The 26,250-nt window shown below is 68.9% G+C and carries 22 protein-coding genes and 3 pseudogenes; 19 read left to right on the top strand and 6 right to left on the bottom strand.

From position 1 onward, the window contains the following. The first annotated feature begins 950 nt into the window (after positions 1-950). Positions 951-1,316 carry a tyrosine-type recombinase/integrase gene (locus ACWD26_RS38585; RefSeq protein ID WP_451277470.1) on the top strand — a complete coding sequence of 122 codons (366 nt, stop codon included), beginning with the start codon at positions 951-953 and terminating at the stop codon, positions 1,314-1,316. A 51-nt stretch (positions 1,317-1,367) separates the two neighbouring features. Here ACWD26_RS38585 and ACWD26_RS38590 read toward each other — a convergent pair whose 3' ends face one another. Then, positions 1,368-1,532 carry a hypothetical protein gene (locus ACWD26_RS38590; protein WP_451277472.1) on the bottom strand — a complete coding sequence of 55 codons (165 nt, stop codon included), beginning with the start codon at positions 1,530-1,532 and terminating at the stop codon, positions 1,368-1,370. A 149-nt stretch (positions 1,533-1,681) separates the two neighbouring features. Then, positions 1,682-3,634 carry an RICIN domain-containing protein gene (locus ACWD26_RS38595; RefSeq protein ID WP_451277474.1) on the bottom strand — a complete coding sequence of 651 codons (1,953 nt, stop codon included), beginning with the start codon at positions 3,632-3,634 and terminating at the stop codon, positions 1,682-1,684. A 1,318-nt stretch (positions 3,635-4,952) separates the two neighbouring features. Here ACWD26_RS38595 and ACWD26_RS38600 point away from each other — a divergent pair. Together ACWD26_RS38600 and ACWD26_RS38605 are read left to right on the top strand one after the other, a co-directional pair. Further along, positions 4,953-5,255: a hypothetical protein gene (locus ACWD26_RS38600; RefSeq protein ID WP_451277476.1), complete on the top strand. Its 303-nt coding sequence runs from the start codon at positions 4,953-4,955 to the stop codon at positions 5,253-5,255. Positions 5,256-5,300: 45 nt separating this feature from the next. Next, positions 5,301-5,696, top strand: coding sequence for a nuclear transport factor 2 family protein (locus ACWD26_RS38605; RefSeq protein WP_451277478.1), 396 nt, complete (start codon positions 5,301-5,303; stop codon positions 5,694-5,696). Positions 5,697-6,019: 323 nt separating this feature from the next. Here ACWD26_RS38605 and ACWD26_RS38610 read toward each other — a convergent pair whose 3' ends face one another. Further along, on the bottom strand, positions 6,020-6,388 hold the full coding sequence (locus tag ACWD26_RS38610; protein ID WP_451277479.1) for a winged helix-turn-helix transcriptional regulator: 369 nt from the start codon (positions 6,386-6,388) through the stop codon (positions 6,020-6,022). 372 nt (positions 6,389-6,760) lie between these two features. Here ACWD26_RS38610 and ACWD26_RS38615 point away from each other — a divergent pair, with 372 nt between their 5' ends. Continuing rightward, the gene (locus ACWD26_RS38615; protein WP_451277481.1) at positions 6,761-6,931 is read left to right on the top strand and encodes a hypothetical protein; all 171 of its coding nucleotides are present in this window, start codon (positions 6,761-6,763) and stop codon (positions 6,929-6,931) included. 383 nt (positions 6,932-7,314) lie between these two features. Here ACWD26_RS38615 and ACWD26_RS38620 read toward each other — a convergent pair whose 3' ends face one another. Further along, positions 7,315-7,914 (bottom strand): CGNR zinc finger domain-containing protein, encoded by a 600-nt coding sequence (locus tag ACWD26_RS38620; RefSeq protein ID WP_451277483.1) that lies wholly within the window; start codon positions 7,912-7,914, stop codon positions 7,315-7,317. Between the two features lie 91 nt (positions 7,915-8,005). Between ACWD26_RS38620 and ACWD26_RS38625 the strand changes: the two genes are divergently transcribed. The 10 genes and pseudogenes from ACWD26_RS38625 to ACWD26_RS38670 all read left to right on the top strand — a co-directional run bounded on the left by ACWD26_RS38625 (position 8,006) and on the right by ACWD26_RS38670 (position 16,304). Next, positions 8,006-8,794, top strand: coding sequence for an MBL fold metallo-hydrolase (locus ACWD26_RS38625; RefSeq protein ID WP_451277485.1), 789 nt, complete (start codon positions 8,006-8,008; stop codon positions 8,792-8,794). A gap of 291 nt (positions 8,795-9,085) precedes the next feature. Next, positions 9,086-9,298, top strand: coding sequence for an FAD-dependent oxidoreductase (locus ACWD26_RS38630; protein WP_451277486.1), 213 nt, complete (start codon positions 9,086-9,088; stop codon positions 9,296-9,298). Between the two features lie 137 nt (positions 9,299-9,435). Next, a pseudogene (locus ACWD26_RS38635) lies at positions 9,436-9,837 on the top strand (FAD-dependent oxidoreductase); the annotation flags it as partial. Between the two features lie 63 nt (positions 9,838-9,900). After that, positions 9,901-10,194 (top strand): annotated as a pseudogene (locus ACWD26_RS38640) (hypothetical protein); the annotation flags it as partial. Positions 10,195-10,552: 358 nt separating this feature from the next. Further along, positions 10,553-10,832 (top strand): annotated as a pseudogene (locus ACWD26_RS38645) (amidohydrolase family protein); the annotation flags it as partial. Between the two features lie 405 nt (positions 10,833-11,237). After that, on the top strand, positions 11,238-12,197 hold the full coding sequence (locus ACWD26_RS38650; RefSeq protein WP_451277488.1) for a TerC family protein: 960 nt from the start codon (positions 11,238-11,240) through the stop codon (positions 12,195-12,197). A gap of 169 nt (positions 12,198-12,366) precedes the next feature. Beyond that, entirely contained in the window at positions 12,367-14,949 is a 2,583-nt protein-coding gene (locus ACWD26_RS38655) for an excinuclease ABC subunit UvrA (protein ID WP_451277490.1), read from the top strand. 363 nt (positions 14,950-15,312) lie between these two features. Beyond that, positions 15,313-15,450 (top strand): hypothetical protein, encoded by a 138-nt coding sequence (locus ACWD26_RS38660; RefSeq protein ID WP_451277492.1) that lies wholly within the window; start codon positions 15,313-15,315, stop codon positions 15,448-15,450. A gap of 42 nt (positions 15,451-15,492) precedes the next feature. Then, positions 15,493-15,912, top strand: coding sequence for an aspartate 1-decarboxylase (gene panD / locus ACWD26_RS38665; RefSeq protein WP_451277494.1), 420 nt, complete (start codon positions 15,493-15,495; stop codon positions 15,910-15,912). A 47-nt stretch (positions 15,913-15,959) separates the two neighbouring features. After that, complete coding sequence (locus ACWD26_RS38670; RefSeq protein ID WP_451277496.1) at positions 15,960-16,304, top strand: GNAT family N-acetyltransferase; 345 nt, start codon at positions 15,960-15,962, stop codon at positions 16,302-16,304. Positions 16,305-16,868: 564 nt separating this feature from the next. Here ACWD26_RS38670 and gndA read toward each other — a convergent pair. Next, complete coding sequence (gene gndA, locus ACWD26_RS38675; protein ID WP_451277498.1) at positions 16,869-18,308, bottom strand: NADP-dependent phosphogluconate dehydrogenase; 1,440 nt, start codon at positions 18,306-18,308, stop codon at positions 16,869-16,871. A 335-nt stretch (positions 18,309-18,643) separates the two neighbouring features. On the opposite strand from gndA, the gene ACWD26_RS38680 reads away from it, so the two are divergent. Next, complete coding sequence (locus ACWD26_RS38680; protein WP_451277500.1) at positions 18,644-19,768, top strand: transglycosylase family protein; 1,125 nt, start codon at positions 18,644-18,646, stop codon at positions 19,766-19,768. A gap of 141 nt (positions 19,769-19,909) precedes the next feature. Here ACWD26_RS38680 and ACWD26_RS38685 read toward each other — a convergent pair whose 3' ends face one another. Further along, positions 19,910-21,028, bottom strand: a complete 1,119-nt coding sequence (locus ACWD26_RS38685) for a DMT family transporter (RefSeq protein WP_451277502.1) — start codon at positions 21,026-21,028, stop codon at positions 19,910-19,912. Between the two features lie 229 nt (positions 21,029-21,257). Between ACWD26_RS38685 and ACWD26_RS38690 the strand changes: the two genes are divergently transcribed. From ACWD26_RS38690 to ACWD26_RS38705, 4 genes are all read left to right on the top strand, one after another. Next, on the top strand, positions 21,258-22,001 hold the full coding sequence (locus tag ACWD26_RS38690) for a (2Fe-2S)-binding protein (RefSeq protein ID WP_451277504.1): 744 nt from the start codon (positions 21,258-21,260) through the stop codon (positions 21,999-22,001). Positions 22,002-22,095: 94 nt separating this feature from the next. Next, positions 22,096-23,247 (top strand): glycogen synthase, encoded by a 1,152-nt coding sequence (gene glgA / locus ACWD26_RS38695; protein ID WP_451277506.1) that lies wholly within the window; start codon positions 22,096-22,098, stop codon positions 23,245-23,247. A gap of 45 nt (positions 23,248-23,292) precedes the next feature. Beyond that, complete coding sequence (glgC, locus tag ACWD26_RS38700) at positions 23,293-24,513, top strand: glucose-1-phosphate adenylyltransferase (RefSeq protein WP_451277508.1); 1,221 nt, start codon at positions 23,293-23,295, stop codon at positions 24,511-24,513. 185 nt (positions 24,514-24,698) lie between these two features. Beyond that, complete coding sequence (locus tag ACWD26_RS38705; RefSeq protein ID WP_451277510.1) at positions 24,699-26,048, top strand: wax ester/triacylglycerol synthase family O-acyltransferase; 1,350 nt, start codon at positions 24,699-24,701, stop codon at positions 26,046-26,048. The last annotated feature ends 202 nt before the right edge of the window (positions 26,049-26,250 follow it).

Below are 26,250 nucleotides of genomic sequence, written 5' to 3' on the forward strand. Positions count from 1 at the left end.
GAGGGCTCCTGGTCCTCGCTGGTGCTTACGCGGGAGCCCGCCCACCGCTCGCGCGCAGGCCCGCGTCGCTGAGCTGGCAGCAGGCGGCCGGCCTCCCGCTCGTGGGGCTCACCGCGCTGCAGTCACCGAACGCGGAGGCTACGTGGCTCGACAGCTCGCCCGTGGGATGGGGTCCTTCTTCAAGTAGTGCGGTTGTTCCAGGCCGACCCGTTGCCCGCATCCGTACACGATTCGGTTCCGGGACGCTCTCGGCAAGCAGCGTGAAGAGGCCGGCTACGACACGCAGGACGACGCGATCGAGCGTCTCACGCAGATCTACACGGAGAAGAAGACAACGGCGCCATCTGTCGCCGAGGTTCGCCGCGAACTCGGTCAGCAGACGATCGTGGAATACGCGAAGCAGTGGCGGCCTCGTCAGCGCAAGATGACGGAGTACTCGCCGGGATGGCACGTGGACAGCTCCATCAACGTGCACATCATCCCTCGTCTCGGGTCGCGGAAACTGAACTCGGTTACGCCCATCGTGGTCGAGCGCTTCCTGGACGAATTGGAGACGGACGGGGTGGGTCGCGGAAACCAGGTGAACATCTTCCGCGTCCTCAAAGCGATCCTCCGGGACGCATATGGCAAGGGCGCTATGGCGGACGACCCTGTGAAGGGCGTCCAGGAACCGGAATACGTCCGCGAAAAGGTGGTCATCCCATCCCTCACCTACGTGAAGAAGGCCCTGACAGCCGCTGACGAACATCTCGCGCTTGAGATCGTCATGATGGTGGGCTGCGGCTTGCGGAACGGGGAAGCCCGGGCAGTGAACATCAACAATGTCGTGGCCGACGACGTCTACCGGGTGCACGAGCAGGTCCACTCCAACACGCACAGGCCGGCGAAGCTGAACATCGCAGGGCGGGGAATTCCGGGAGGTACCCCTGCCGCGCTCGGTGCGGGGAGCGATGGAGCGGTACGAGAAGAAACACGGCACCACGAAGGAGGGCTATCTGCTGCGCGGTCCGAGCGGCTACTACACGGAGCCGATGGAACGCCGCCGTGTGCAGAAGCTCTTCAAGGACCTGCCTGCGGAGGACGGTGTCGGCATGTACGGCTTCCGGCACTACTTCGCCTCGAACGCCCTCGGGAACGGGATACCGATCACCGACGTGGCGGAATGGATGGGCCACAAGTCGATCGAGGAGACGTATCGCACCTACCGGCACCTCATGCCGGGACCTGGACACCGGCCTGTGGGACACTGCCTGAGGCCGCAGCGAAGCCTGTCGGGGCTTCTGTGCACGGTCGCCAGAGAGCTTTGTCGTCCTTGATGTGTGGACTCGTCTGCGGATCGCCGCCGTCGTCTGCTATTGGTCGACCAGCTACATGTGGTGCTCGTTGTAGCGGTCTTCCTGAACTCCGATCCGGCCGGCGAGTTCGTTGAGGTCCGCCAGTTCGTCGGCGGACAACGGCAGCTGGGTGGCGCCGGTGTTCTCCTCGATTCCGCGCGATGCGTCGTGTGCCCATGCCCCACCAGTCGATGGCACCGAAGAACGTGCCTGGGTGCGGCCACCGGGCTCGGAGTCACGGAATCAGGCGGGCGCGGGGTTTTCCCAAGCGCGTCGCGCCCGCGGAGGACCTTCCCCTCTCCTCCTTCTCACAACAGGCTGAAAAGGAGGAGAAGGGCGCAGGAGAGTCAGGAGGGGATGGTCTGCCATTGCTGTTGCGTCTGTGATGCGTAGGGCTGCTGTTCGACGTTGGCTCCGTCGGCGGTGCTGCCCTCGTCGACGCCGAGAGCAAGCCCGCTGTAGCGGTTGATGAGGAAGTAGTTTCCGTCACCGGTGGGTGTGACGGCCCAGTGCTGCTGGGGGGCGTTGGCGTCTGCCCAGATGCCGACGTTGCCGCCGTCCTCCCGGGAGAGGCCCGCGACCTCCAGGAGTTTGCCGCTGCCCACACCCTTGATCTTGTAGTAGCCGTCGCCGGTCTTGGTGAAGGTCCACTTCTGGTTCGCCTGGTTGAGCCATGGCCACTGATTGACGTTGGAGCCGTTGGCGGTGCGCGCACCCTCCACGTCGGCGACCTTGCCGCTGTGCCGGGCGACCAGTCGGTAGACGGTGCCGTCGCCGGGCAGCGTGGTGGACACCAGTGCCGGCTTGACCGACCGGCCGCCGATCCTGAGGCCGCTGATGTTGGCGTAGCCGCCGGTGGCCGCGTTGACCTGGATCCGTACGAAGCCCACGTTCCGGTTGGGCCACTCCACCAGCTTGTACTTGCCGTTGCCGGCCCAGGTACCGGTGGCGACCTGGGTGAAGGTGACCCCGTCGGTGCTGGTCAGGATGGTGTACGAGGTGATGTCGCCGTCGGTGGAGTTGGTGCGGTTCCACTGCTTGGGCAGGCACTCCAGGGTGGAGACGTTGCTCCACACCCCGCCCAGGTCGATCGTGATCGAGTGAGGCAGGGCCGGGGACAGGCCCCAGGTCGACCAGCAGGTTTCGTAGCGGACGTCGCTGAGTCCGTCGATGGCGTGGAGCGGTCCCTCGCCGGTGCGGAAGGCGGTGGCGTACGCGTTGACCGGTGTGACGGGGTGCTCGGCGCGCAGTGGCTGGGTGGGCAGCGGTGGCCGGGAGGCGTTCGGGCTCCAGGCGGCACCCACTTCGGCGAGCCGGTTGACGACGTTGGTGTCGAGCAGGCCGTTGCGGTTGGGCGGGCAGTTGAGGATGAAGGAGGTGTACTTCGGTTCCAGGCCGGCGAGGTGCGACAGGATCGCGGCCTTGCTCATGAGGCCCTCGGTCGGGGTGGAAGGGTGCCAGAACCAGCCGTTGCTGATGGTCTGTCCCTGCATGCCGGCGTAAGTGTTGCCCGCGGGCGCCGTGATGCCCAGCGGCTCCTCGAAGAAGATCGCGTCGCTGAGGAAGGGCTCCACCAGCCCGCCGATGTCGATCATGACGCAGTCCGGCTGCAACTCCTTCACCAGTGAACGGATCCTCTGGTAGGAGACGGCCTGCTGGCCCATCTGCCAGGCGTAACCATCGGTCATGAACATGTCGATGGTGCCGTAGTTGGTGAGCAGCTCGCGAATCTGACCGAGCATGAAGGTCATGTCGCCGGGCTGGATGGCATCGGTGATTTCCAGCCCGGTCACCTTGTGCCGGCTCTCCCATGCCTCGACGCCGAAGGTGCGGTCCCAGATCGAGTAGTAGAACCCGACCTTCAGCCCCTTCGCCCGGAACGCGTCGCAGTACGCCCGCACCACGTCCTGCTTGTAGGAGCTGTTCGCGACGTTCTGGGTGCCGTAGGCGCTCGGCCACAGGGCGAAGCCGTCATGGTGCTTGGTGGTCAGGATGCCGTAACTCATCTTCGCGGCAACCGCCGCATCGGCCCACTGCGCGCAATTGACGCTCGGCGGAGCGAAGAGGGTGGGGCTCTGGTTGGGTTCGGCCCACTCCTGGTTCGTGAACGTGCCCAGGCTGAAGTGGTTGAACATGCCGAACCGCATGTCGACCATCTTGCTCAGGTTGGTCTGCGTGTCAGCGGCGGCCGCCTGCGACAGAAGGCCGGAGAAGCCGGGGACGACCGGCAGGGCGGTCGCGGCGGTCGCCGCACCCGCCGCGCCGAGAAACGTACGGCGAGACATTCTTGATGAGGGCATGGCTCACTCCTGTGGATCGATGGCATGGCTTGCGGTGACGACGTCCCGGATGGCAGTCGACGGCCTGGGCGCCGGGGCACGCACGGATGGCAATGTGCGGTAAATGTGGTCAGGTCGCCCGCTACCCAGGGCGCCTGGCCGGTCGCGCCGACTTCGCCTGGAAGAAGGGCGCGTCGGGGGACGTAGTACCGCTCGAGCGTGGGCCGGCTGCATGGCCAGGTGCGGCCGCCGTCTGTCGGCGGTGTCGGTGAAGTCGGGATGTGTTGGTCACCGTGACGGAGCGGCTTGGGCGCGCAATCCGGTGATGGAGGATGGGAGCGCACTCAGGAAGGCGCCCGGCAAGAGCATTACGGCGCTCCGGGCATCGGGAGCTCCTGCACGGCGAGGGCACGGACGGAGGGCGAAGCCCGCCCTCGGCGGGCCGCCATGCCGGCGAGTCTTCTTCCAGGGCTGATCGGCTCTGACAACGTGTTCTCCTGACTCTCCGCGTGACAACACGCCGTGCTGCGGCTCGGCGACAGGGCTGAACGGAGTGACTGGGCGCCCTCGGACGGCGAGCAGGGGAGAGACCACCCGCAGGGTGTGTTTCGCCGGAGTGAGATCGGATCTATTGAGGAGCTTCAGTGCGGGGTCTGTCTAGGGGATCGACAGGAACTTCGTGCTCACAGGTGGTGACGTACTCAATCCTCGGTGCCAAGCCGCCGAGGCGCAGGGTGCGAAAGTAGCAATAGGTCGGGTGAATAGGAGGGGCTTGGCCCTGTGAACGCATCTCGAGACGTTCGGGTCCTGCTCCTGGGCGACGAACTCGCGGCGCGGCGGGCCGCGGTCGGGGTTGCTGCAAGCCTTTCGCCCGGCGCCCTGTTGCCGTCCACATCTTCGCGAAAGCAGGTGGTCACGGCCTGAGCGTCTTACGGCCGGTGCCCGGGCCCGCCCTGGCGCTGCGGCGAGTACTCCGGGCCGTCGGCGTCGATGCTTTCGAGGCCGCTGGTCAACACACTCTCAGTCATCGCTGGGGATCCTTTTCTTCGTGGTCCCGGTCACCTGCCGACGGCGGCCCGCAGCGGCTCTCACGAGGCGTTCCGGTGGAGGTGCCGACCGGACACCCGGCGGCCAGAAAACGCCGCCCGAACACATCCCGCTCGCAGCAGGGCCGTGAACTGGCCGCGTAACTACCGGGCAGCACCGGAACGGTGTGTGACGTGTGACGTGCCTCACGTCACCCCATTGGTTACGTTGAGGTGACCGGATATCGATGGTGAGTATTGAGGTGCAGCAGGAGAACTCGCCGAAGGAGAGGGGCCGACCATGGGGTGGGCTCATGGCCGCGCTCAGGATCGGCGAGATGTTCGGCAGCATGATGACGGTCACCGAAGGGGCGTTCGCGCTGAAGCCGATCACGGAGCCCACGGCGAACGCCTCGCTGGGCGCCGCATGTCTACTTCAACGGCGTCGACCTGCTGCCGATCGAGGGCGCGCATTGCGGCATCTGGCTCTCCTCGACCGGCCGGCAGGTCGAGGACGAATTCTGGGGCAGTGCCTGAGGAGCAGGTCTGCCGAAACCTGCCGCGCGTCGTTGATCCATCTCGAGTCGCGCACGTCGCGCCTCGCATTCCACCCGTAACGTCAGTCGTACTGCCTCCATCCCAGAGGCGTGAGGAGTGTTGTCATGACCAGCAAGAACGTCGACATCGCGCGTGAGTACTTTCAGGCCGTCCAGAAGGGTGACCTGGCCAAGGTGGGCGAGCTTCTGGATGAGGAGATCGTCTGGCATCAGCCGGGCGCCAACAAGTTTTCCGGTGAGCGCAAGGGGCGCGACGCCGTCTTCGCGATGCTCGGCGGGATGATGGAGGTCAGCCAGGGCTCCTTCGCCATCGACGCGATCCACGCTCTCATGAGCAACGGCGACACGGTGGCCGCCTCGATCCACTTCGCCGGGCGGCGCGAGGACGTGTCCATGAGCATGGACGGCGTGGATGTCCTGCGCCTCAAGGACGGCAAGATCGTCGAGATGTGGCTGTTCTCCGGGGACCAGGACGCCGAGGACGCCTTCTGGGGACGGTAGGCCGCCCGCACCCTCCCCAGGCGAAAGTCGTCCGGCAGACTCCGGCCGCGCGGGCAGCGGCATGCGCCACGGGCCGATGAATCCGCTGTCGACGATCAGGATCCGCCCTGTCTGAACAGCTCGACGAGCTGCGGGACGAACACGCTGGGGACGCCGTCCCCCTGGATGATGCCGCGCAGGCTGCGCCCGAACATGTACCACGGTGATCGTCGTGCAGCCGGCGACGACGGACGCCACGGGGGGTAGCGAGTTCAGGACGCCGCACCGTCGGGTCCACCTCCGCGACGTTTCGCCAACCCGCTATCTCTGGTGACAGGCCACGGTCACTGGCGGGCGTCGTAGCTCTCGCGTGCCGCGAGTACCTCGGTGAAGTGATCCTCGGCCCAGAGGGCGAGTGCCTGAATCGGGGCGTACAGAGTGCGCCCCAATGCGGTCAACTCGTACTCGACCCGGGGCGGAACCTCGCTGTACACGTGCCGGGTGACGAGCCCGTCGCGTTCCAGGTCCCGGAGCGTCTCGGTGAGGACCTTGGCGCTGATGCCGTCGACGCTGGTCCGCAGGTCGCGGAAGCGCATGGGGCCTGCGCTGAGCGCGATGACCACCATGGCCGTCCACTTGTTGGCAATGCGGGCGAGCGAGGTGCGGGACGGGCAGGTCGCCGTCATGACATCGAAGGCCGGGAACTGCGGCATGTGAACGCCCTCATTGGTTGTGTCGAGGCGACTATTACCGGTGGTGAGTGTAAGGGCCCGGGTAGGCAGCATCTTCACCGAGGACGTCGTCTGGCGCCAGCCCGGCCCCCACCCCTTCTTCGGCAGCGCCCCTGCAGGGCCTCCGGGGCGACTCGGGCGTGGCCCATTGGTCCACGCGGCCGCGCGAAGGCGACCCTGGAGCCACCCGGCCTGTCAGCCCGGGCAAGTGCGCCGAGTGCACGGCAGGCGGTACATGGGGCTGTTCGGCGTCCGACGCCAACGCGTATGTGGCGACGGCGAGTTGATTATTGATGCCCGTTAAGAACGTCAGTTGTCAGTTGTGCCTCATCTATTGCTAGTCAAGGAGTTCTTGTGAGTGCTGTCCTCGGCAAGTCCCGCAGCGTCGCCGTGTGCGCTGCCATCGTGTGCGGCGTCTTCGGAGCCGTGTTCTTCCCGGCGCAGGAGGCCGAGGCGATCAACGTACGCCCCTCGGTTTCCTGCCCCTCTGGTGCGACCTGGAACGGTTCTGCCTGCGTCCGCTGACCTCGATCGCCCAAGGCTCCATGCTCTCGGCCCACGTGTGGGGCGCTGCTTCTTCTACGGCACCCAGTCCGTGTACGGGCTGGGTGCCGTACACCAATGTGCCGGTGGCGCGGTCTCGTTACCGAGGTCGCATGGCTTCCCCTCGAGATCCTCGAACGCGTCCTCAAGAGCCGCGAAGTCGGCGAGGGATGCTGCGCGGCGGAGCCGGGGCTGGATCCAGCAGGCGGCAGTGCGGCTGGCACCTGGGTTTTCCGCAGCCCTCGGATGTGCTGCCTGCCCTGATGGAAGGCGTGGTGGGTCATCCGTGCCGGGGACCTGAGGGTGCGCGAAGCCGCGCCCCGGCGCGGGTCTCGTGGACCGTCGGCGGGGCGGGGCGGCCGAACTCAGTCGGCGGTGGTCTGGGTGCGGCGGGCGTAGGCGCGGGCGGCGCGGGCGCGGTCGCCGCAGCGGGTGGAGCACCAGTGGCGGCGTCCGTGGCGGAGCAGGTAGCGGTTGCAGGGTGGGGATCCGCAGGCGGTGAGGCGTTCGGCGTCGGGGGACGTGAGGAGGTCGGCGGCGTCGGCGGCGAGGGTGGCCAGGGCGTGGTCGACGATCTGGGTGGTGGGGTGGGGGGTGGTGCGGTAGGGGCCGCTCTTGTCGTCCCACTGCAGCAGCGGAGCTGTAGGGACGCGGGTCATGGCGTCATTGATGGCCGTGACGGCGGCAGGGAGGGCGGGGAGCCCTGCGGTGCGGGCGGCGAACAGCGACCTGATCTGTTCGCGCAGCGAGCGCAGCTGTGACGCACACATGTCCAGCATGCCGGCGTCGACCGGCGCAAGACCGCGCTCCGTCAGCCACGCGTTGGTCTGCGCAGGAGTCCCCAAGCGGTCGACCGTGTGCCCGCCGGGCATTGCCATCGCGCTGTTGACGAGGGCGAGGGACAGGTGCTCTTCCTCCCCCTGTGCGGGCGGCAGGGCGGACTCTTCGATCACGGTCTCTTCCATGCCTCTCATGGTACGGCTTGCATGCTTCCGTGAGAAACCGCTACGGTCGTCTCACGGTTCAAGCGATAACTATCCGTGAGGTGTTCTTTTCGTGTCTTCGCCCTCCGCAGTGACCGACCAGTTCGCGGTCCGCGTCTTCGGCGGCCCGACCGCCCTCTTCGAGTACGGCGGTCTGCGTTTCCTGACCGACCCGACCTTCGATGGTCCCGGTGACTTTCAGGCGCCCGCCGTGGTCCTGACCAAGACGGCCCCTTCTGCCGGTGACCCCGCCGACCTCGGCCCCATCGACGTGGTTCTCCTCTCGCACGACGAGCACGCCGACAACCTCGACACCTCCGGCCGGGCCCTGCTCGCCGACGTTCCCCTCACCCTCACCACGCCCAGCGGCGGACACCGCCTCGGCGAGAAGGCCACGGGCCTGGCGGACTGGGAGTCCATTGAGCTCGACCGCCCCGACGGCGGCACGGTCACCGTCACCGGCGTGCCCGCCATCCACGGCCCCGGCCCGCGCGAGGAGGTCGAGCCGATCTGCGGCGAGGTCGTCGGCTTCGTCCTGACCGGGGAAGGTCTGCCCACCGTCTACGTCAGCGGCGACAACGCCTCTCTCGACGCGGTCAAGGAGATCGCTGAGCGCTTCGCCGAGGTGGACACCGCCATCCTGTTCGCCGGTGCGCCGCGCTTTGCCGGGGTTTTCGACGGGAAGGTGATCGTCCTGGACAGTGCCATGGCGGCCGAAGCTGCCCAGCTCCTCGGCGCCCGCCGTGTGGTGCCCGTCCACTACGACAGCTGGGCCCACTTCACGGAGGGCCGCAAGGAGCTGGCAGCCGCGTTCTCCTCCGCCGACCTGGCCGACTGTCTGGACTGGGGCCGGCGCCCCTGAGCCGGATGGCAGAGACCACCACGGCGCTCACGGCATGCTTCCCGCAGTCCGGGCCTTCGGGGGCAGTGGAGCAGCCATCAGTGCTCAGCACATGGTCTTGAACGAGTAGCGGGTCCCGGCGTGATGCCGGGGCCCGCTCGCTCCCGCAGCCGGCAATCCGCTGTGCGGGAAGCCTGGTCACTTTCTGCTGACAGGCGCAGCCACCCTTACTGGTCCGCTGGGTATTCCGTCCACCGTGCCCGCTGCGGACTTGTCCCCAGTCATACGACTGCTTTCTTGAACGGATGCAAGATGCATGATGTCGACGTTGTCGTAGTGGGCGCCGGCCTGGCAGGTCTGAGTGCAGCGCGCAAGCTGGTCGCCGCCGGCAAGTCCGTGACGGTACTGGAGGCTCGCGACCGGGTTGCCGGTCGCAACCTCGGTGGGTTCCTCAGCAACGGGGTGAGCCCGTGGAGATGGGCGGCCAGTGGGTCGCCCCGACTCAGGACCTGCTGCTTGAGCTGATCGAGGAACTGGGCCTGTAGACCTTCCCCACCTTCGACGAGGGCGAGGCGCTGACCGTCATCGACGGCGACATCGTCCGGTACGGAGACGAGAGCTTCTTCGGCCTGCCCTCAGAATCGGCCGCGGAAGTCGTCCGGCTGTGGGAGCAGATGGAGACGCTGGCGTCCAAGGTGGCGACGGAGGCACCGTGGGAGACCGAGGGCGCCGAGGATCTGGACCGGCAGACGCTGGACAGCTGGCTGGTCGCGAACACCCAGGACAGCATCGCGCGACGGTTCTTCCGACACTTGGTACCGGCATTGTTCTCCGCGGAGTCCCCCGAACTCTCGCTGCTCCACTTCCTCTTCTACGTCAAGTCAGGCACCCGCCTGAAGACGCTCGTAGCCATCGCCGGCGGTGCCCAGGAGGCCCGTGTGGTCGGCGGGACCCACCAGATCTCCGAGCGGATGGGCGCGGAGCTGGGCGACAGAGTTCGTCTCAACACCGTGGTCCGGACCATCCGCCACGACGAGAACGGCACGGTGGTCGAGTACGAGGGCGGTAGCGTCACGCCCGGCGGGTGGTCGTCGCCGTCCCGCAGACCTTGGCCGGCCGGATCCGATTTGCTCACCCTCGCTCTCATCCTGCTCGGCATCGGCTGGAACCTCGGCCTCGTCAGCGGCACCACCATCATCACCAACGCCGTCCCCCTGGCCACGCGAGCCAAGACCCAAGGCACGGTCGACGTCGCCATCGCCGGGGCCACCGGCGGCATGACCTCCGGGATCGTCGTCACCGCAGCCAGCTACCCCCTCCTCGCCCTCACCGGCGCCGCCTTCGCACTCGCTCTCCTCCCCGCAGTCATCGCCACCGCCCAGAAAAGCTCACCCAGCACACCTTCCCCGGAACGCCGGTAGACCAGCACCGAAGCGTCAGCCCGCCCAGGCATTCCGCAGTGCGTGAACCGCCACGCGCTGGAGCGCTCCGACGCGTTGGCGGCCGGCCTTGCACAGGCCCAAAGGCGGAGGCGACTGAACACCGCGACGGGCCGATTCAGTTCAACTCGCTGAACTTGACAGAGAAGACGAAGTGGGCCGCCCACTCCTTCGGCGCCCGGGCCGCCCCGGCGGTTCTCAGAGGGTGTGGCTCTGTGGTGGATCGTTCCCGGTCGACTCGCGGAGGTGTCCGGTATTGGACGTGATGGACGATGGGATGCGGGTGGTTGAGGCCCCGGATCGGTTCCTGAGGGAGATGAGGCTGGCGCGAGGGCGCGCCGTCTGCGAGCTCTCCGGCATGGTGACCGAAGCCGACTGGTACCAGTGGAGTGTCGAGGACCTCAGGCCGTACGCGGACACAGGGCTGGGCCTTCGGTCCACGGCAGCTGATGTTCGGCTCCGACTTGCCCGTCTGCCGGCTGGCCGCCACCTACGCCGAAGTCGCCGGCGCACAGGAGCTGACGTCAGCACTCCATCCTGCCGAACACCGCGAGGTCTTCGCCGGAACCGCGCTGCGGACCTACGGACTGACCGTCACTAGCCCCCCGGCCGCTCAGTAAGCACCATGCGCATACTGCCGCCAACAGCGGCTCGGCGCTCTCCAGCAGAGGCGGACCGATGTCTTGTTGTGATGTGCGTCACGTCTGGTCATTGGTTACGTTGAGGTGCCTGACCGCCTCACGCCACCATTCTCCGTGCGTCACGAGGATGGAGGCATGATGCCGATCTACGCGGATTCTCGCACCGTCGGGCAGCCCGTGCCGACGCGGGCCGCCGAAGCCGCCGCGTGCTCCAAGCGTTCGCCCTGACCGTCGCGCCCCCGCTGCTTCTCGCCGGAGCGCTGATCGACGCCGGCGCCTTCACGGCTTTCGACCATGTCCGCCGTCGCCCCGGCTCCGGGCCGGCGCAGATAGCAGCGACACGGAAAACGATGTCCCACCTCCCCACCTGTACCCGGAGTGCCAGTGAACGTCTCCCTTACTGTCTGGCTACTGACAGTCGTAGCCCTGTGCGTGCTGGTGGCCGTCGACTTCTTCGTCGGCCGCAAGCCGCACGACGTGTCCATCAAGGAAGCCGGGACGTGGACGGTGGTGTGGGTCGTCCTGGCCGTCCTGTTCGGCGCGGGGCTCTGGTACTTCGGCGGGAGCGGGCCCACGGGTGAGTTCTTCGCCGGGTACATCACCGAGAAGTCGCTCAGTGTCGACAACCTCTTCGTCTTCGTCCTGATCATGGGCAAGTTCGCGGTGCCCTCGCAGTACCAGCAGCGGGTGCTGATGATCGGCGTGCTGATGGCTCTGGTGTTGCGGGCCGTGTTCATCGCGGCCGGGGCGGCGATCATCTCCGCCTTCTCCTGGGTGTTCTACATCTTCGGCGCGTTCCTGATCTGGACCGCCTGGAAGCTGGTCCAGGACGCCCGCAAGCAGGACCACGAGGAGGAGTACCAGGAGAACAAGCTGCTGAAGATGGCGGAGGAGCGCTTCGGGGTGGCCGACCGCTACCACGGCACCAAGCTGTTCATCACCGAGAACGGCAAGCGGATCATGACGCCGATGCTGGTCGTGATGCTCGCCATCGGCTCCACCGACGTGCTGTTCGCCCTCGACTCCATCCCCGCCATCTACGGCCTGACGCAGGACCCGTACATCGTGTTCACCGCGAACGCCTTCGCCCTCATGGGCCTGCGCCAGCTGTACTTCCTCATCGGCGGCCTGCTGAAGAAGCTGGTCCACCTCTCCTACGGACTGTCGATCATCCTCGGCTTCATCGGCGTGAAGCTGGTGCTGCACGCCCTGCACGAGTCGGGCGTCCACGTCCCCGAGATCAGCATCCCCTTCTCGCTGAGCTTCATCGTGCTCGTCCTGACAGTCACCACCGTCACCAGCCTGCGCGCTTCAAAGAAGCCGGCGGCGGCGGAGGCTGGATAGAGGGCTGACGCATCACCGCGGCATCAGAGCGAACAGATCGCGCGTCATCGCATCCGCCTTGGTGATCAGCCGGTGGACGAGGGCACCCCAGAAATATGTTAAATCGTGGCAAGTTGTGACTCGGCCTGCCTGGTATCCAGTCGGACGATACGCTCAGGAGGAAGAAGCGATGGCGCACGACGAGGTGACGGGCGGGGACCAATGGGCCGGGGTCCCGGGCGCACGAGGTGCGCACCCGGCGGATCCGCCGCTGGCCATCCAGGTGCACGGAGCGAAGGTCCACAACCTGAAGAACGTCGACGTGACGGTGCCGCTGCGCCAACTCGTCGCGGTGGCAGGGGTGTCCGGCTCCGGGAAGTCGTCGTTGGCGATGGGGGTGCTGTACGCGGAGGGCTCTCGGCGCTACATCGAGGCGCTGTCCACGTACACCCGCCGACGTATGGCGCAGGCACCGCGTGCGTCGGTGGACAGCGTCGAGCACGTGCCCGCGGCCCTCGCCTTGCGGCAGCGGCCCGGGGTGCCTGGGGTGCGCAGCACGTTCGGCACGTCGACCGAGCTGCTCAACGTGCTGCGTCTGCTGTTCTCCCGGCTGGGGTCACACCTGTGCCCCAACGGCCACCGGCAGGACCCGACCATCGACGTGGCCGCGGGACTGGACCTGACCTGCACGGTGTGCCAGGTGACGTTCTACCCACCGGGCGCGGAGTCGCTGGCCTTCAACTCGGACGGCGCATGCCCGCAGTGCACCGGTGCCGGCACGGTCCGGGAAGTCGACGAAGCGGCTCTCGTCCCCGAGCCGCAACGCACCATCGCCGAGGGGGCGGTGGCTCCGTGGTCGATGTTCGGGTTGACGGTGATGCCGCAGGTCGTCGCCGAGTTCGGGGTGCGCACCGACGTGCCTTACGCGGAACTGACCGCACGCGAGCGAGACATCGTCATGCACGGCCCCGCGGAGCAGCGGCACATCAGTGTCCGGTCCAAGAACGGCAAGTTCTTCGAGTTGGACTTCACTTACCGCAACGCCCGCCGGGCCGTCGAGGAGGCCCTGAACAAGGCCACCACCGAACGTGGCCTGAACCGTGTGAACAGGTTCATCAGCGCTCAGGTGTGTCCGGCCTGCCACGGCACCCGGCTCAGCGAGCAGGCCCGCGCCACCCTCGTCGACGACATCAACCTCGCCGAAGCCACCGCGAAGACACTCCACGAACTCACCGCGTGGGCCCCCACCCTCGTAGACAGTCTGCCATCCGAGATGCGGCCGATGGCACGGAACATCGTCGCCACCCTGCTGGAGACCGCCCGCCGCCTGCTCGAACTCGGCCTCGGCTACCTTGCCCTGGACCGGGCGAGCTCCACCCTGTCGACCGGCGAGCGGCAACGCGTCCAGCTGGCCCGCGCCGTACGCAACCAGACCACCGGCGTGCTCTACGTCCTCGACGAACCCTCCATCGGCCTGCACCCTTCGAACGTGGACGGCCTGCTCGGCGTCATGCGCGACCTGCTCCGCGACGGCAACTCCGTTGTCCTCGTCGACCACGACGTCCAAGTCCTGCGCGAAGCCGACTGGCTCATCGAGATCGGCCCCGGCTCCGGCACCGAGGGCGGGACCGTCCTGGCCACCGGCGACGTCACCACGCTTGGCAAGGACCCCAACTCCCTGATCGGTGGATTCCTCACCGGCAGCGAACCCGTCCTCGTACGCCAACGGGCCGACCGTGACACGATGTTCGAACAAGGCCGCATCCACCTCTCCACCCGGCCCCTGCACACCGTGCACGCTCTGGACGTCGACATCCCCCGGGGCCGCGTGACCGCCGTGACCGGTGTGTCCGGATCGGGTAAGACCACGCTGATCCTCGAAAGCCTGGTCCCCGCGCTCCAGGCGAAAGGCGCGGGCACACCGCTGCCTGACCATGTGGCCGCGGTGGACGCGCAGGCGGTCACCCGGGTGAACACGGTCGACGCCACCCCCATCGGCGTCAACGTCCGCTCCACCGTCGCCACCTACAGCGGTATCCTCGACGACCTGCGCCGCGCCTACGCCGCCACCGACGCGGCCATGCAGCGCGGGCTCACCGCCGCAGACTTCTCCTACAACACCGGCTCCCTGCGCTGTCCTCGTTGCGAAGGTACCGGCCAGGTCTCCCTCGACGTCCAGTTCCTGCCCGATGTCGACATCGCCTGCCCCGCATGTGACGGCACCCGGTACGCCCCCGCAGCCGCCGACATCCTCCGCCCGGCCCCCGGAAACCCGGACGACGGAGTCTCCTCGCCCGGACTGCTTGCCCTCACCGTCAGGCAGGCGATCGAGCAGGTCGGAGACATCCGCCGTGTGAGAACCCGGCTCCAGGCCCTCATCGATCTCGGACTCGGATATCTCACCCTCGGCGAGGACACCCCGGCCCTCTCCGGCGGCGAGGCGCAGCGGCTGAAGCTCGCCACCGAGCTGACCAGGAACCAGTCCGACACCCTCTTCGTCCTGGACGAACCCAGCGTCGGCCTCCATCCCCTCGACATCCGCACGCTCCTGGACGTCCTCCAGCGACTGGTCGACAACGGCGCCACCGTCATCGTCATCGAACACGACCTGGACATGATCGCCAACGCGGACTACGTCATCGACATGGGCCCCGGAGGCGGCACTGCCGGCGGCACTATCGTCGCCACGGGAACACCCGAAGACCTTGCACATGATCCGTACAGCGTCACCGCCCGCTATCTGAGCCACCATCTGCACCCGACGCAGAGGTAAACCGAGCAGAGTCGACCTCTGGCTGCCGGGCTCGGCCTCTTTGCTCACCGGACCCGTCCAGCAGGGAGGGTTCTGCGGTCCGATGGTGCTGAGGCGGCGCTTCAACGAGGCCGGCTACACCCTTTCGGCTGGCGGAGGCCGTGATGGTCACCTCGGTTTCGGTACTGCGGGAGGAGTTGGCGAGGAGGGGCAACTCCTCCCTGTTCCGCACCTGCGCGGGCTCAGAACAGTGTGTTGGTCAGCCCTGGTCATTCACCTCACCGCCGCTGACCCCAATTAGCTTGCTCTGGATGCTGACTTACCTGATGAGTCATCAGGTAAGTCAGCATCCGGTCAGCATTGGACCGGGACAGCCTTCCGTAGATGCTCTTGGTCGACGGCTTCGCAGCAGCTTGTTTCGCGCAGATCGCGCAGGTGAGAAGCCTGCTCGCCACGGCGCACGATGTTGTGAAAGGTCTTCGGGTCGAAGGCATGCCGATGTACAGTGAACGACGCCCCTGACCTGCAGGAAGCTGGCGGGGAGCTGTCTTCTAGGAGTCCAAAGTGCTGCGTACTCTGTTCAAGTCCAAGATCCACCGCGCCACCGTCACCCAGGCCGACCTGCACTACGTCGGGTCCGTGACCATCGACGCCGATCTGCTCGACGCCGCCGACCTGCTGCCCGGCGAGCTGGTGCACATCGTCGACATCACCAACGGCGCCCGTCTGGAGACGTACGTCATCGAGGGCGAGCGCGGCTCGGGGGTCGTCGGGATCAACGGTGCGGCGGCCCATCTCGTCCATCCCGGGGATCTGGTGATCATCATCAGTTACGCTCAGGTCTCCGACGCCGAGGCCCGCGCCCTGGAGCCCAGGGTCGTGCACGTGGACCGTGACAACCGGATCGTGGCGCTCGGCGCGGACGCGTCCGAGCCGGTGCCGGGTTCGGACCAGCGGCGCAGCCCGCAGGCCGTCACCGTCTGAGGCCACGAGGCGGCCGCCCGGCGTCCCGACCGCACGCGAGGAGTGCCATGAGCGACGTACAGATCCGTGACGACCGGGCGGCAGGCCGGCTGGAGGCCTTCGCCGGGGACGAACTGGCCGGCCATATCCAGTACTTCGTCCTCGACTCCCCGCGGCGGGCGCTCGTCCCGGTGCACACGATCGTCGAGCCCGCGCACGAGGGGCACGGCGTCGCGGGCTCGCTGGCGCGGGAGCTGTACGGCATCGCGGCCCGCGAGGACGCCGTGGTCGCGCCCCTGTGCCCGTACGTCGTCAAGTGGGCCGAACGTCACCCCGAGGAGGCACCGGCGGCCGACCCGGAGCTGCTGCGGGCGGCCAAGGACTGGCTCGTCGCCCACCCCGAGGGGTTCTGAGAGGCCCGCTGACGAGGCGGTCACGGCCGACGAAACGAATCGGGGCTGACGAGGCGGTCGGGGTTGGCGAGGCCGTCGGGGCTGACGAGGCGGTCGGGGCTGACGAGGCGGTCACCGCAGGCTCGGCCGACGAGGTGACTGGCCGTGCGGGCGGCGGGTACCCGTGGCAGATGTCCATGGCCGACGTACCCACTGGCTGGAGGACGCGATGACGCACCCAGACCCGGACCCCGTGAAGCCCGGCCCCACCCCGGGCCCGGGCCCCGACCGCCCGCAGCCCACCCCGCCGACCCCCTTCCCGGACCCGGTCCCCACCCCTGAACCGGAGCCGGTCCCCGAACCGGACCCGGTCCCCAGGCCCCCGGGCCCCGACCCGGTCCCGGGCGAACCGAAACCGGGACCACTGTCGTAGGGGGTGTGGCGGACAAGAGGATGTGGCCCGGCGCGCACTTGTCCACGCCGGGCCACATCGCCCAACCTCAGGGGGACTAGGAACCGCGCGACCAGCCATGAACGACCCGCGCCGCCGGCCGATCACCACCCCCACCCCCTCAGGAGCGACCCTCAGGCCTCCACCTCGGACCGCCCCTGCCCCCACAGCGTGTGGAACGACCCCTCCCGGTCCACCCTCCGGTACGTGTGCGCCCCGAAGAAGTCCCGCTGCCCCTGCGTGAGCGCCGCGGGCAGCCGCTCGGCACGCAGCGCGTCGTAGTACGCCAGCGCCGCGGCGAACCCGGGCGTGGGCACGCCCTGCCGGGTCGCGGCGATCAGCACCTCACGCCAGTCGTCCTGCGCCGCCGCGATCTCCTGGGCGAACGTCTCGTCGGAGAGCAGGCTCGGCAGGTCGGGCCGCGCGTCGTACGCCGCGCGGATCCGGTCGAGGAAGGCCGCCCGGATGATGCAGCCGCCACGCCAGATCGAGGCGACCTTGCCCAGGTCGATGTTCCAGTCGTACTCGTCGCGGGCCGCGTCGATCTCGTGGAAGCCCTGGGTGTACGACACGATCTTGGAGGCGTACAGCGCCTGCTCGACCCGGTCGGCGAAGGCCCCGGCCTCGGCCGCGCTCAGCGGCGTCGCCTTCGGCCCCGCCAGCGAACGCGAGGCCTCGCGCAGCGCGGCGTGACCCGACAGGGACCGGGCGAAGACGGCCTCGGCGATACCGGACACCGGGACGCCCAGGTCCAGCGCGATCTGCACGGTCCAGCGACCGGTGCCCTTCTGCTCCGCCTGGTCGACGACCACGTCCACGAACGGCTTGCCGGTCGCCTCGTCCACGTGCGCCAGCACCTCGGCCGTGATCTCGATCAGATACGAGTCGAGCCGCCCGGTGTTCCAGGTGCGGAAGATCTCCGCGATCTGAGCGGGGGTGTAGCCGGCCACGTCGCGCAGCAGCTGGTACGCCTCGCCGATCAGCTGCATGTCGGCGTACTCGATGCCGTTGTGGACCATCTTCACGAAGTGCCCGGCGCCGTCCGGGCCCACGTGCGTCACACAGGGCGCGCCGTCGGCGGCCTTCGCGGAGATCTTCTCCAGCATCGGACCGAGGGAGTCGTACGACTCGGCCGGGCCGCCCGGCATGATGCTGGGCCCGTTGAGCGCGCCCTCCTCGCCGCCGGAGATGCCCGCGCCGACGAAGTGGATGCCCTGCTCGCGCAGCGCGGCCTCACGGCGGCGGGTGTCGGCGAAGTGCGCGTTGCCGCCGTCGATGATCATGTCGCCGGGCTCCAGGAGCGGTGCGAACTCCTCGATCACCGCGTCCGTCGGACCGCCCGCCTTCACCATCACGACCAGGCGCCGGGGCCGCTCCAGCGCCTGCACGAACTCCTTGGCGGTCTCGGTCGCGATGAAGTCGCCCTCGTGCCCGTGCTCCTTGATCAGCGCGTGGGTCTTGGCCGCGGAGCGGTTGTGGACGGCGACCGTGTAGCCGTTGCGCGCGAAGTTGCGGGCGAGGTTGCTCCCCATCACCGCGAGGCCCGTGACGCCGATCTGGGCTGAAGTGCTCATACGGTTGGCTCCTATGGATCCTGATATCGGTGGTGCCGTTCCTGCCCGCCAGTATTGTCCTTCCGGCCATCCTGACGTGCACCGGCCCCGTCCGCGCTGCGCGGCCTGCCGGGCTTGAGTACGCAGGAAGGGCCCCACCTGCCTCAATGGGGCGCGCAACCCGGTGAATTGTGCGCCGTCCTCAGTCACTCGCGCGCCGGACGGGGGAACTTACGCGCCGGAGCAGGTCGCTTACCCGCCACTCGCGGGACTGGAGCGGCTGAATTTTCGTCTTGTCCTGGCCGGTTCGTGGCGCTTACTTTTGCGGCTCATGGCATAGGCGAGGGGGCTTCTCCATGGCCGTACGCGGTCGGCACCGGCGGTACCAACCGAACAGGATCAACCGCGCCTCACTCACCGTCACGGCGGGCGGTGCGGGGATGGCGCTTCCGCTGATCGGCACCGGGGTCGCGGAGGCGGCCGACGTCGAGACGTGGGACAAGGTCGCGGCCTGTGAGTCCACCAACGACTGGAACATCAACAGCGGGAACGGCTACTACGGCGGCCTCCAGTTCACCCAGTCCACCTGGGAGGCCTACGGCGGCACGGCCTACGCCGCCCGCGCGGACCTGGCCACCAAGGCCCAGCAGATCGCGATCGCCGAGAAGGTCCTCGACGGACAGGGCCCCGACGCCTGGCCCGTCTGCTCGGAGCGCGCGGGCCTCACGATCGACGACGTGAAGCCGCAGACCACGCCCCAGTCACAGGCCGGCAAGGTCGAGATGTACACGGTGATCCGGGGCGACACTCTCTCCGAGATCGCCGACTCCCAGGACGTCAGGGGCGGCTGGCGCAAGCTCTACGAGGTCAACCGCAGGACCATAGGCTCCGATCCGGACGTGATAGTCCCCGGACAGCGGCTGAGCCTGGACACGGCGGGCCAGAAGAAGGAACAGAAAAAGGTCCAGAAGGAAGAGAAGAAGGAACAGAAGAAAGAGCAGAAGAAAGAACAGAAGAAGGTCCAGAAAGAGCAGAAGGGGCAGAAGGAGCAGGCCTCCGAGCGGCGGCAGCAGCCGGCGTCCTTCGTCGCCCCGGTCAGCGCCTCCCTCGGCACGCCCTATCGTGCCTCCGGCTCGTCCTGGTCGAAGGGTTACCACACGGGCGTCGACTTTCCCGTGGCCACCGGCAGCGCCGTGAAGTCCGTCGCCGCGGGGGAGGTCGTGACCTCGGGCTGGGGCGGCTCCTTCGGCTACCAGGTGGTGATCCGCCACGCCGACGGCCGGTACACCCAGTACGCCCATCTGTCGGCGATCTCCGTGAAGGCCGGCCAGAACGTGAGCGCGGGACAGCGCATCGGCCGCTCCGGCTCCACGGGCAACAGCTCGGGCCCGCATCTGCACTTCGAGGTGCGGACGGGGCCCGGCTTCGGCAGCGACATCGATCCCATCGCCTACCTGCGGGCGGGCGGGGTCCACATCTGAACGCGAGGCGGGAGGCCCGCGCTCCGGGCCTCCCGCACATGACTCCACGCTGTGGCGTGGGCTCCGCACGGTCGCGACGCCGACTCAGGACTCCGCACTGTGGCGACGCCGGCCCAGGACTTCACAGGTCGGGACGCCGGCTCAGGACTCCACGCGGTCGCGATGCCGGTCATGCAGCGCCCGTGGCACGTACAGCTCGCCGTGGAACGGTCGCAGCAGCAGTCCGGCCGGAGCGTCGTCCGCGTCCGCTGCGCTCCTCCCCAGGAACGGGGCCGGTACGACCACCCGCTTGTCCAGGCCGATCGCGTCGTCGGCGCCCGGAACCCCGGCGGACTGCCGGGGCAGCCCCGCCAGCAGCTCCCGCAGGGCCAGGGACTCCCGGTCGCCGGCCGTGACCGTGACGTCCTCTTCGGCCCGCTGCGTCTCGGCCTCGTCGCCGAGGCGTTCGGTGGTCAGCAGGATCAGACCGCCCGCCGCGACGACCCCGCAGCCCAGCGCGAGGACGGTGCCGATCGTGCCGTAGCGGAACGTCTCGCCGAACATCGTGATGCCGACCGCGGCCGCCACCACCGGGTTCACCACGGTCAGCGTGGCGAGCGGGGCCGCGAGGCCGCCGCCCCGGTAGGAGGCCTGGGACAGCAGCAGACCGGCCGTCGCGAAGACACCTATGACCGCGAGGGTGGGCAGGTCGGAGAGTGCCATGCCGTCCGTCCAGTCGACCGCCACCGTCTTCGTGAACACCGAGGACATGCCGAACGCGACACCGGAGGCGACCGCCAGCAGGATGCTGCGCACCGCCGGGTGCCGGTGTGCCGCCCGGCCCGCCACCATCAGCGCGGCCACCGCGCCGGCACTGGTCACGCCCACGACCACCCGCTGGACGGTGTCCAGCGACTGCACATCGGCCGAGCCGACCAGGGAGAGCAGGCCCGCCAGACCGACCGTCGCCATGATCGCGCCCCGCCAGGCCGTCGCCCCCGCCCTGCGACCGACGAACAGCGCCGCCATGGGCAGGGCGAAGACGATGGTCAGCGCGCCCAGCGGCTGCACCAGGCTCAGCGGCCCGAACGCCAGGGCCACCACATGCAGCACCCCGCCCAGGCCGTTCAACCCGACGGCGGCCCACCAGACCGGCCGGCGCAGCGGCGCGTAGGACGGACCGGGAGTGGACACCGCCACACGCTCCTGGACGATCGCCCCGCCCGCGTACGCCACGGCGGAGACGAACGACAGCAGCACGGACAACGCGAGGGCGCTCATGAGCGGCTCCTCAGCGTGGCGCGGGGGCTCTCGGCCCGCCGCGGCGAACGGTCGGCTTTCATGGTGCCTACGATGCCTCGGCCGCGCCTCCGCGTCGTCGTACCAGAGCACTCAATGAGTCCTACTGCCGATGGAGTACGACAGGCGTACGGTCATACCCTGGGCGGGGGACACGGAGTGCAGGCCTCCGGACGAATGCGGCTCCCGGGCCCTGGTACTACTCGTTCTCGTGGATCACGACCCCGGCCTCACCGACCTCTCCGCCCTCGGCGGCTTCTTCGTACTACGCACGGGCGAACCGCCGCACGGCCCGCTGCCCACCCTCGCGGAGGCCTACGCGGCACGGGATGCCGATGTGGAAAGGGAGGTTTACGCGAATCCCGTAATTTTCCGTGTCCGGAAGGTCGCGCGAAGTGTGCGGGCGCCGGAGCCGCGTGTGGCCGCCTCCATCGCCCATCTCGGCTTCGCCGCGCGCCTGTGGTCGGTGGCCCTCGGGGCGGCCGCGCTGTACGACCGCGTACCGGACCTCGATCCGCGCCTCCTGCGCTGGGACGCGGACGCGAGCGCGCCCGACGAGCTGTGGCTGACCGACGTACGGAGCCTGCCCGCCGAGCGGATCGGCGAGGTCGTACGGGACGGCCATCTCGTACCGCTGGCAGCGGCTCTGCGCGCACAACTCCCCCTCTCCAACCGCCTGTTGTGGGGGAATGCCGCATCCGCGCTCATGGGCGCCGTACGCCTGCTCGACCGATGGGCCCTCGTCAACGGCCGTGCGGAGGTAGCGAGTCGGGCCCGCTCACTCGCCGCCGAGCTGTTCGCGCACCCCGGCCTGGCCGGCACGCTCGACCCGGTGACGCACCGCCGCCGCAGCTGCTGCCTGTACTACCGGCTGCCCGGCGGCGGCCTGTGCGGTGACTGCTGTTTCGACCGGCCGCCCGGCACGCGACCCCGCCGTGATCCTCACCCCGGCTGACCGTGGGCACGCCACCGAGCTACATCGCGGTCTTCCCCAACTGACCCTTGTGGGTGACCATGTGGGAACCAGCCGCTGAGACAGGGGGTTCCGGGTGCGAGTCGGCCTGCTGACCCGGGAGTATCCGCCGGACGTCTACGGTGGCGCGGGCGTCCACGTCGAGTTCCTGGCCCATGAGTTGAGGTCCCTCGTCGATCTGGACGTGCACTGCTGGGGCGAGGGAGCGGGCGGCGGTGTCGTACGCCACCGGCCCTGGTCCGCGCTCGACGGCGCCAACGACGCGCTGCGCACCTTCTCCGTGGACCTCTCCATCGCCGCCGGACTCGAAGGCCGCGACCTGGTCCACTCGCACACCTGGTACGCCAACCTCGCGGGCCACTTCGGCAAGCTGCTGCACGGCATCCCGCATGTGATGACCGCCCACTCGCTGGAACCGCTGCGCCCCTGGAAGGCAGAGCAGCTGGGCGGCGGCTACGCCCTGTCCAGCTGGGCCGAGCGCACCGCCGTCGAGTCCGCCGACGCGGTGATCGCCGTCTCCGGCGCCATGCGCGACGACATCCTCGGCTGCTACCCGGCCCTGGACCCGGAGAAGGTCCGTGTGGTGCACAACGGCATCGACACCGCCCTCTACCGACCGGACCACGGCACGGACGTCCTCGACCGCGTCGGTGTCGACCCCGGCCGCCCGTACGTCCTGTTCGTCGGCCGCATCACCCGCCAGAAGGGCGTGCCCCACCTGCTGCGCGCCGTACGGGACATCGACCCGGCCGTGCAGGTCGTGCTCTGTGCCGGCGCGCCCGACACCCCGGAGATCGACCAGGAGTTCCGCGACCTCTTCGCGGAGCTGAGCCGTGTCCGCGAGGGCCTGTTCTGGATCCCGCAGATGCTGCCGCGCCCGGACGTGATCCAGCTCCTCACGCACGCCGCCGTGTTCGTCTGCCCGTCGGTGTACGAGCCGCTGGGCATCGTCAACCTGGAGGCCATGGCCTGCGGGACAGCCGTGGTGGCCTCGCGGGTCGGGGGTATCCCGGAGGTCGTGGAGGACGGCGTCACCGGCCTGCTCGTATCGACGGGGGACGACTTCGAAGCTCAGCTGGCCCGGGCCCTCGACTCGGTGCTCGCCGATCCCGCGACCGCCGCCCGGATGGGCGAGGCCGGCCGGGAGCGCGCGGTGCGCGCATTCGGCTGGGACGCGGTCGCCCGGAGGACGGTCCAGCTTTACGAGGAAGTCCTCAAACAGGCGTAGTCAATGGACAGGGTGCGGCACAACCGGGCGTAGAGGGGCGGCGGCATGCGGCGTGGTGGACCTTCGGTGCTGGGAATCGTACTGGCGGGCGGTGAGGGCAAGAGGTTGATGCCCCTGACCGCCGACCGGGCGAAACCAGCGGTGACCTTCGGCGGAACGTACCGCCTCGTGGATTTCGTCCTCTCCAACCTCGTCAACGCGGACATCCTGCGCATCTGCGTGCTCACGCAGTACAAGTCGCACTCGCTGGACCGGCACATCACCACCACCTGGCGCATGTCGAGCCTGCTCGGCAACTACGTCACCCCGGTCCCGGCCCAGCAGCGGCTCGGCCCGCGCTGGTACCTGGGCAGCGCGGACGCGCTTCTGCAGTCCCTGAACCTGGTGCACGACGAACAGCCGGAGTACGTCGCCGTGTTCGGCGCCGACCACGTCTACCGCATGGACCCCCGTCAGATGCTGACGCAGCACATCGAGGGCGGCGCGGGTGTGACGGTGGCCGGCATCCGCGTGCCGCGCACGGAGTCGTCGTCCTTCGGGGTGATCACGCCGGGCTCCGACGGCCGGACCGTCGAACGCTTCCTGGAGAAGCCGGCCGACCCGCCGGGCCTCGTCGACGACCCCGAGTGTGTGTTCGCCTCGATGGGCAACTACATCTTCACCACCAAGGCTCTGGTGGAGGCGCTCCAGCGGGACGCCGAGGACGAGAACTCGGTGCACGACATGGGTGGCTCGATCCTGCCCCAGCTCACCGACCGGGGCGAGGCGCAGCTGTACGACTTCAGCGCCAACCACGTGCCCGGTGACACCAACCGTGACCGGGGCTACTGGCGGGACGTCGGCACGCTCGACGCCTACTACGACGCCCATATGGACCTCATCGCCGAGCGCCCCGCCTTCAACCTCTTCAACCGCAGCTGGCCCATCTACACCAGCTCCGGCCAGCTCTCCCCGGCCCGCTTCAACGCGGGCGGCATCGCCAGTGAGTCGATCATCAGTGCGGGTTGCCTGATACGGGGTCAGGTGACCAGGTCCGTCCTGTCGCCGGGTGTCGTCGTCGACCCGGGCGCCGTCGTCCAGGGCTCGGTGCTGCACGACAATGTCCACATCGGGCGCGGCGCGGTGGTGCGCGGCGCCGTGCTCGACAAGAATGTCCAGGTGCCCCCGGGTGCCACTATCGGTGTCAACCCGGAGCGGGACTCGGAGCTGTACACGGTCTCCAAGGGCGGAGTGATCGCCCTGGGGAAGGGTCAACAGGTGTCGTAGGTCTGCGGCAGGTCTCGTAGTCCTTCAGGGTGACCACCGTGAACACAGATGTCCCATGCGTCCCGCCTTTCACACGCGGCGGGACTTAATCTGCTGTTAACTGTGCGTAGCTTGATCGTACTTGACCGTAATCGGCCAACAGCGATTGACTGCTGACTCACCCTTCGTCGACGCGAGGCAAGCCATTGACTTCTGACCTGCTCGCACCACTCGACCTGGCGTTCTGGAACATCGAGTCCGCCGCACACCCCATGCACCTGGCCGCCCTCGGCGTCTTCACGGCGAACTCGCCCTCCGCGGGAGCCCACGCCGCCGAGCTGCTCGCCACGCGGGCCGCCGGGGTGCCCGGGCTGCGGATGCGCATCCGGGACGTCTGGCTCCCGGACGTCCGGCTGCCGCTGGCGTTCGGCGGCGCGACCCGTGAGCCCGTCGCCGACTTCGAGCCCTTCGACCACGTCCGGCTGCACGCGCCGACCGCGGACTTCCACGCGGTGGCCGGGCGGCTGATGGAGCGTCCGCTGGAGCGTGGCCGGCCGCCCTGGGAGGCGCATGTGCTGCCGGGGGCGGACGGCACCTCCTTCGCCGTGCTCTTCAAGTTCCACCACGCCCTGGCCGACGGACTGCGGGCGCTGACGCTCGCCGCCGCCGTCATGGACCCCATCGACATGCCCGCGTCCCGACCGCGCCCCGCCGAGCCGCCGCGCGGCGGCCTCCTCGGCGACGTGCGCAAGCTGCCCGACCTGCTCCGGGGCACCTTCTCCGACCTCGGCCGCGCCCTCGACATCGGCGCGTCCGTCGCCCGCACCACGTTCGACGCGACCCTGGGCGCCCGCTCCTCCGCCGCGCTGACCTCCGAGGCCAGCGGCACGCGCCGTACCACCGGGGTGCTCGTGGACCTCGACGAGGTGCACCGGATCCGCAAGACCGTCGGCGGCACCGTCAACGACGTCCTCATCGCCGTCGTCGCGGGCGCGCTGCGCCGGTGGCTGGACGAACGCGGAGACGGCAGCGAGGGGGTCGCGCCCCGGGCGCTGATCCCCGTGTCCAAACGCCGCCCGCGCACCGCGCACCCCCAGGGCAACCGGCTCTCCGGCTATCTGATGAAACTGCCCGTCGACGATCCCGACCCGCTGCGCCGGCTGCGCACGGTCCGCACGGCGATGGACCGCAACAAGGACGCGGGCCCCAACAGGGGCGCCGGAGCGGTCGCCCTGCTCGCCGACCACGTACCGCCCCTCGGCCACCGCCTCGGCGGCCCGCTCGTCAGCCAGGCCGCCCGCCTCTGGTTCGACATCCTCGTCACCAGCGTCCCGCTTCCCAGCCTCGGCCTCCGCCTCGGCGGCTGCCCCCTCGCCGAGGTCTACCCCCTCGCCCCGCTGGCCCACGGGCAGTCCCTGGCCGTCGCCGTCTCCACGTACCGGGGGAGCGTCCACTACGGACTGGTCGCCGACGCGGAGGCCGTGCCGGACCTTGAGCTGCTGGCCAAGGCGGTGGCCTTGGAGGTCGAGGAACTGCGGGCGGCGTGCGAGCCGTGACGCCGAGGGCACCTTTCTCGCCCCCGCCGCCCCTACCCGTCCCTCCCCCACTCTCGGCTTCGCTCGAGCGGGAGGTGCCCCCACCAAGGGGCTGCGCGCCCCTTCGACCCCCGTCACAGACTCGGGGCTCCGCCCCGGACCCCGTTCGCGCAGTTCCCCGCGCCCCCGCCAAAGGGCGCCGGGGACAGCGGGACGAAACCCA

It is taken from the genome of Streptomyces sp. NPDC002787 (genome assembly GCF_053592095.1).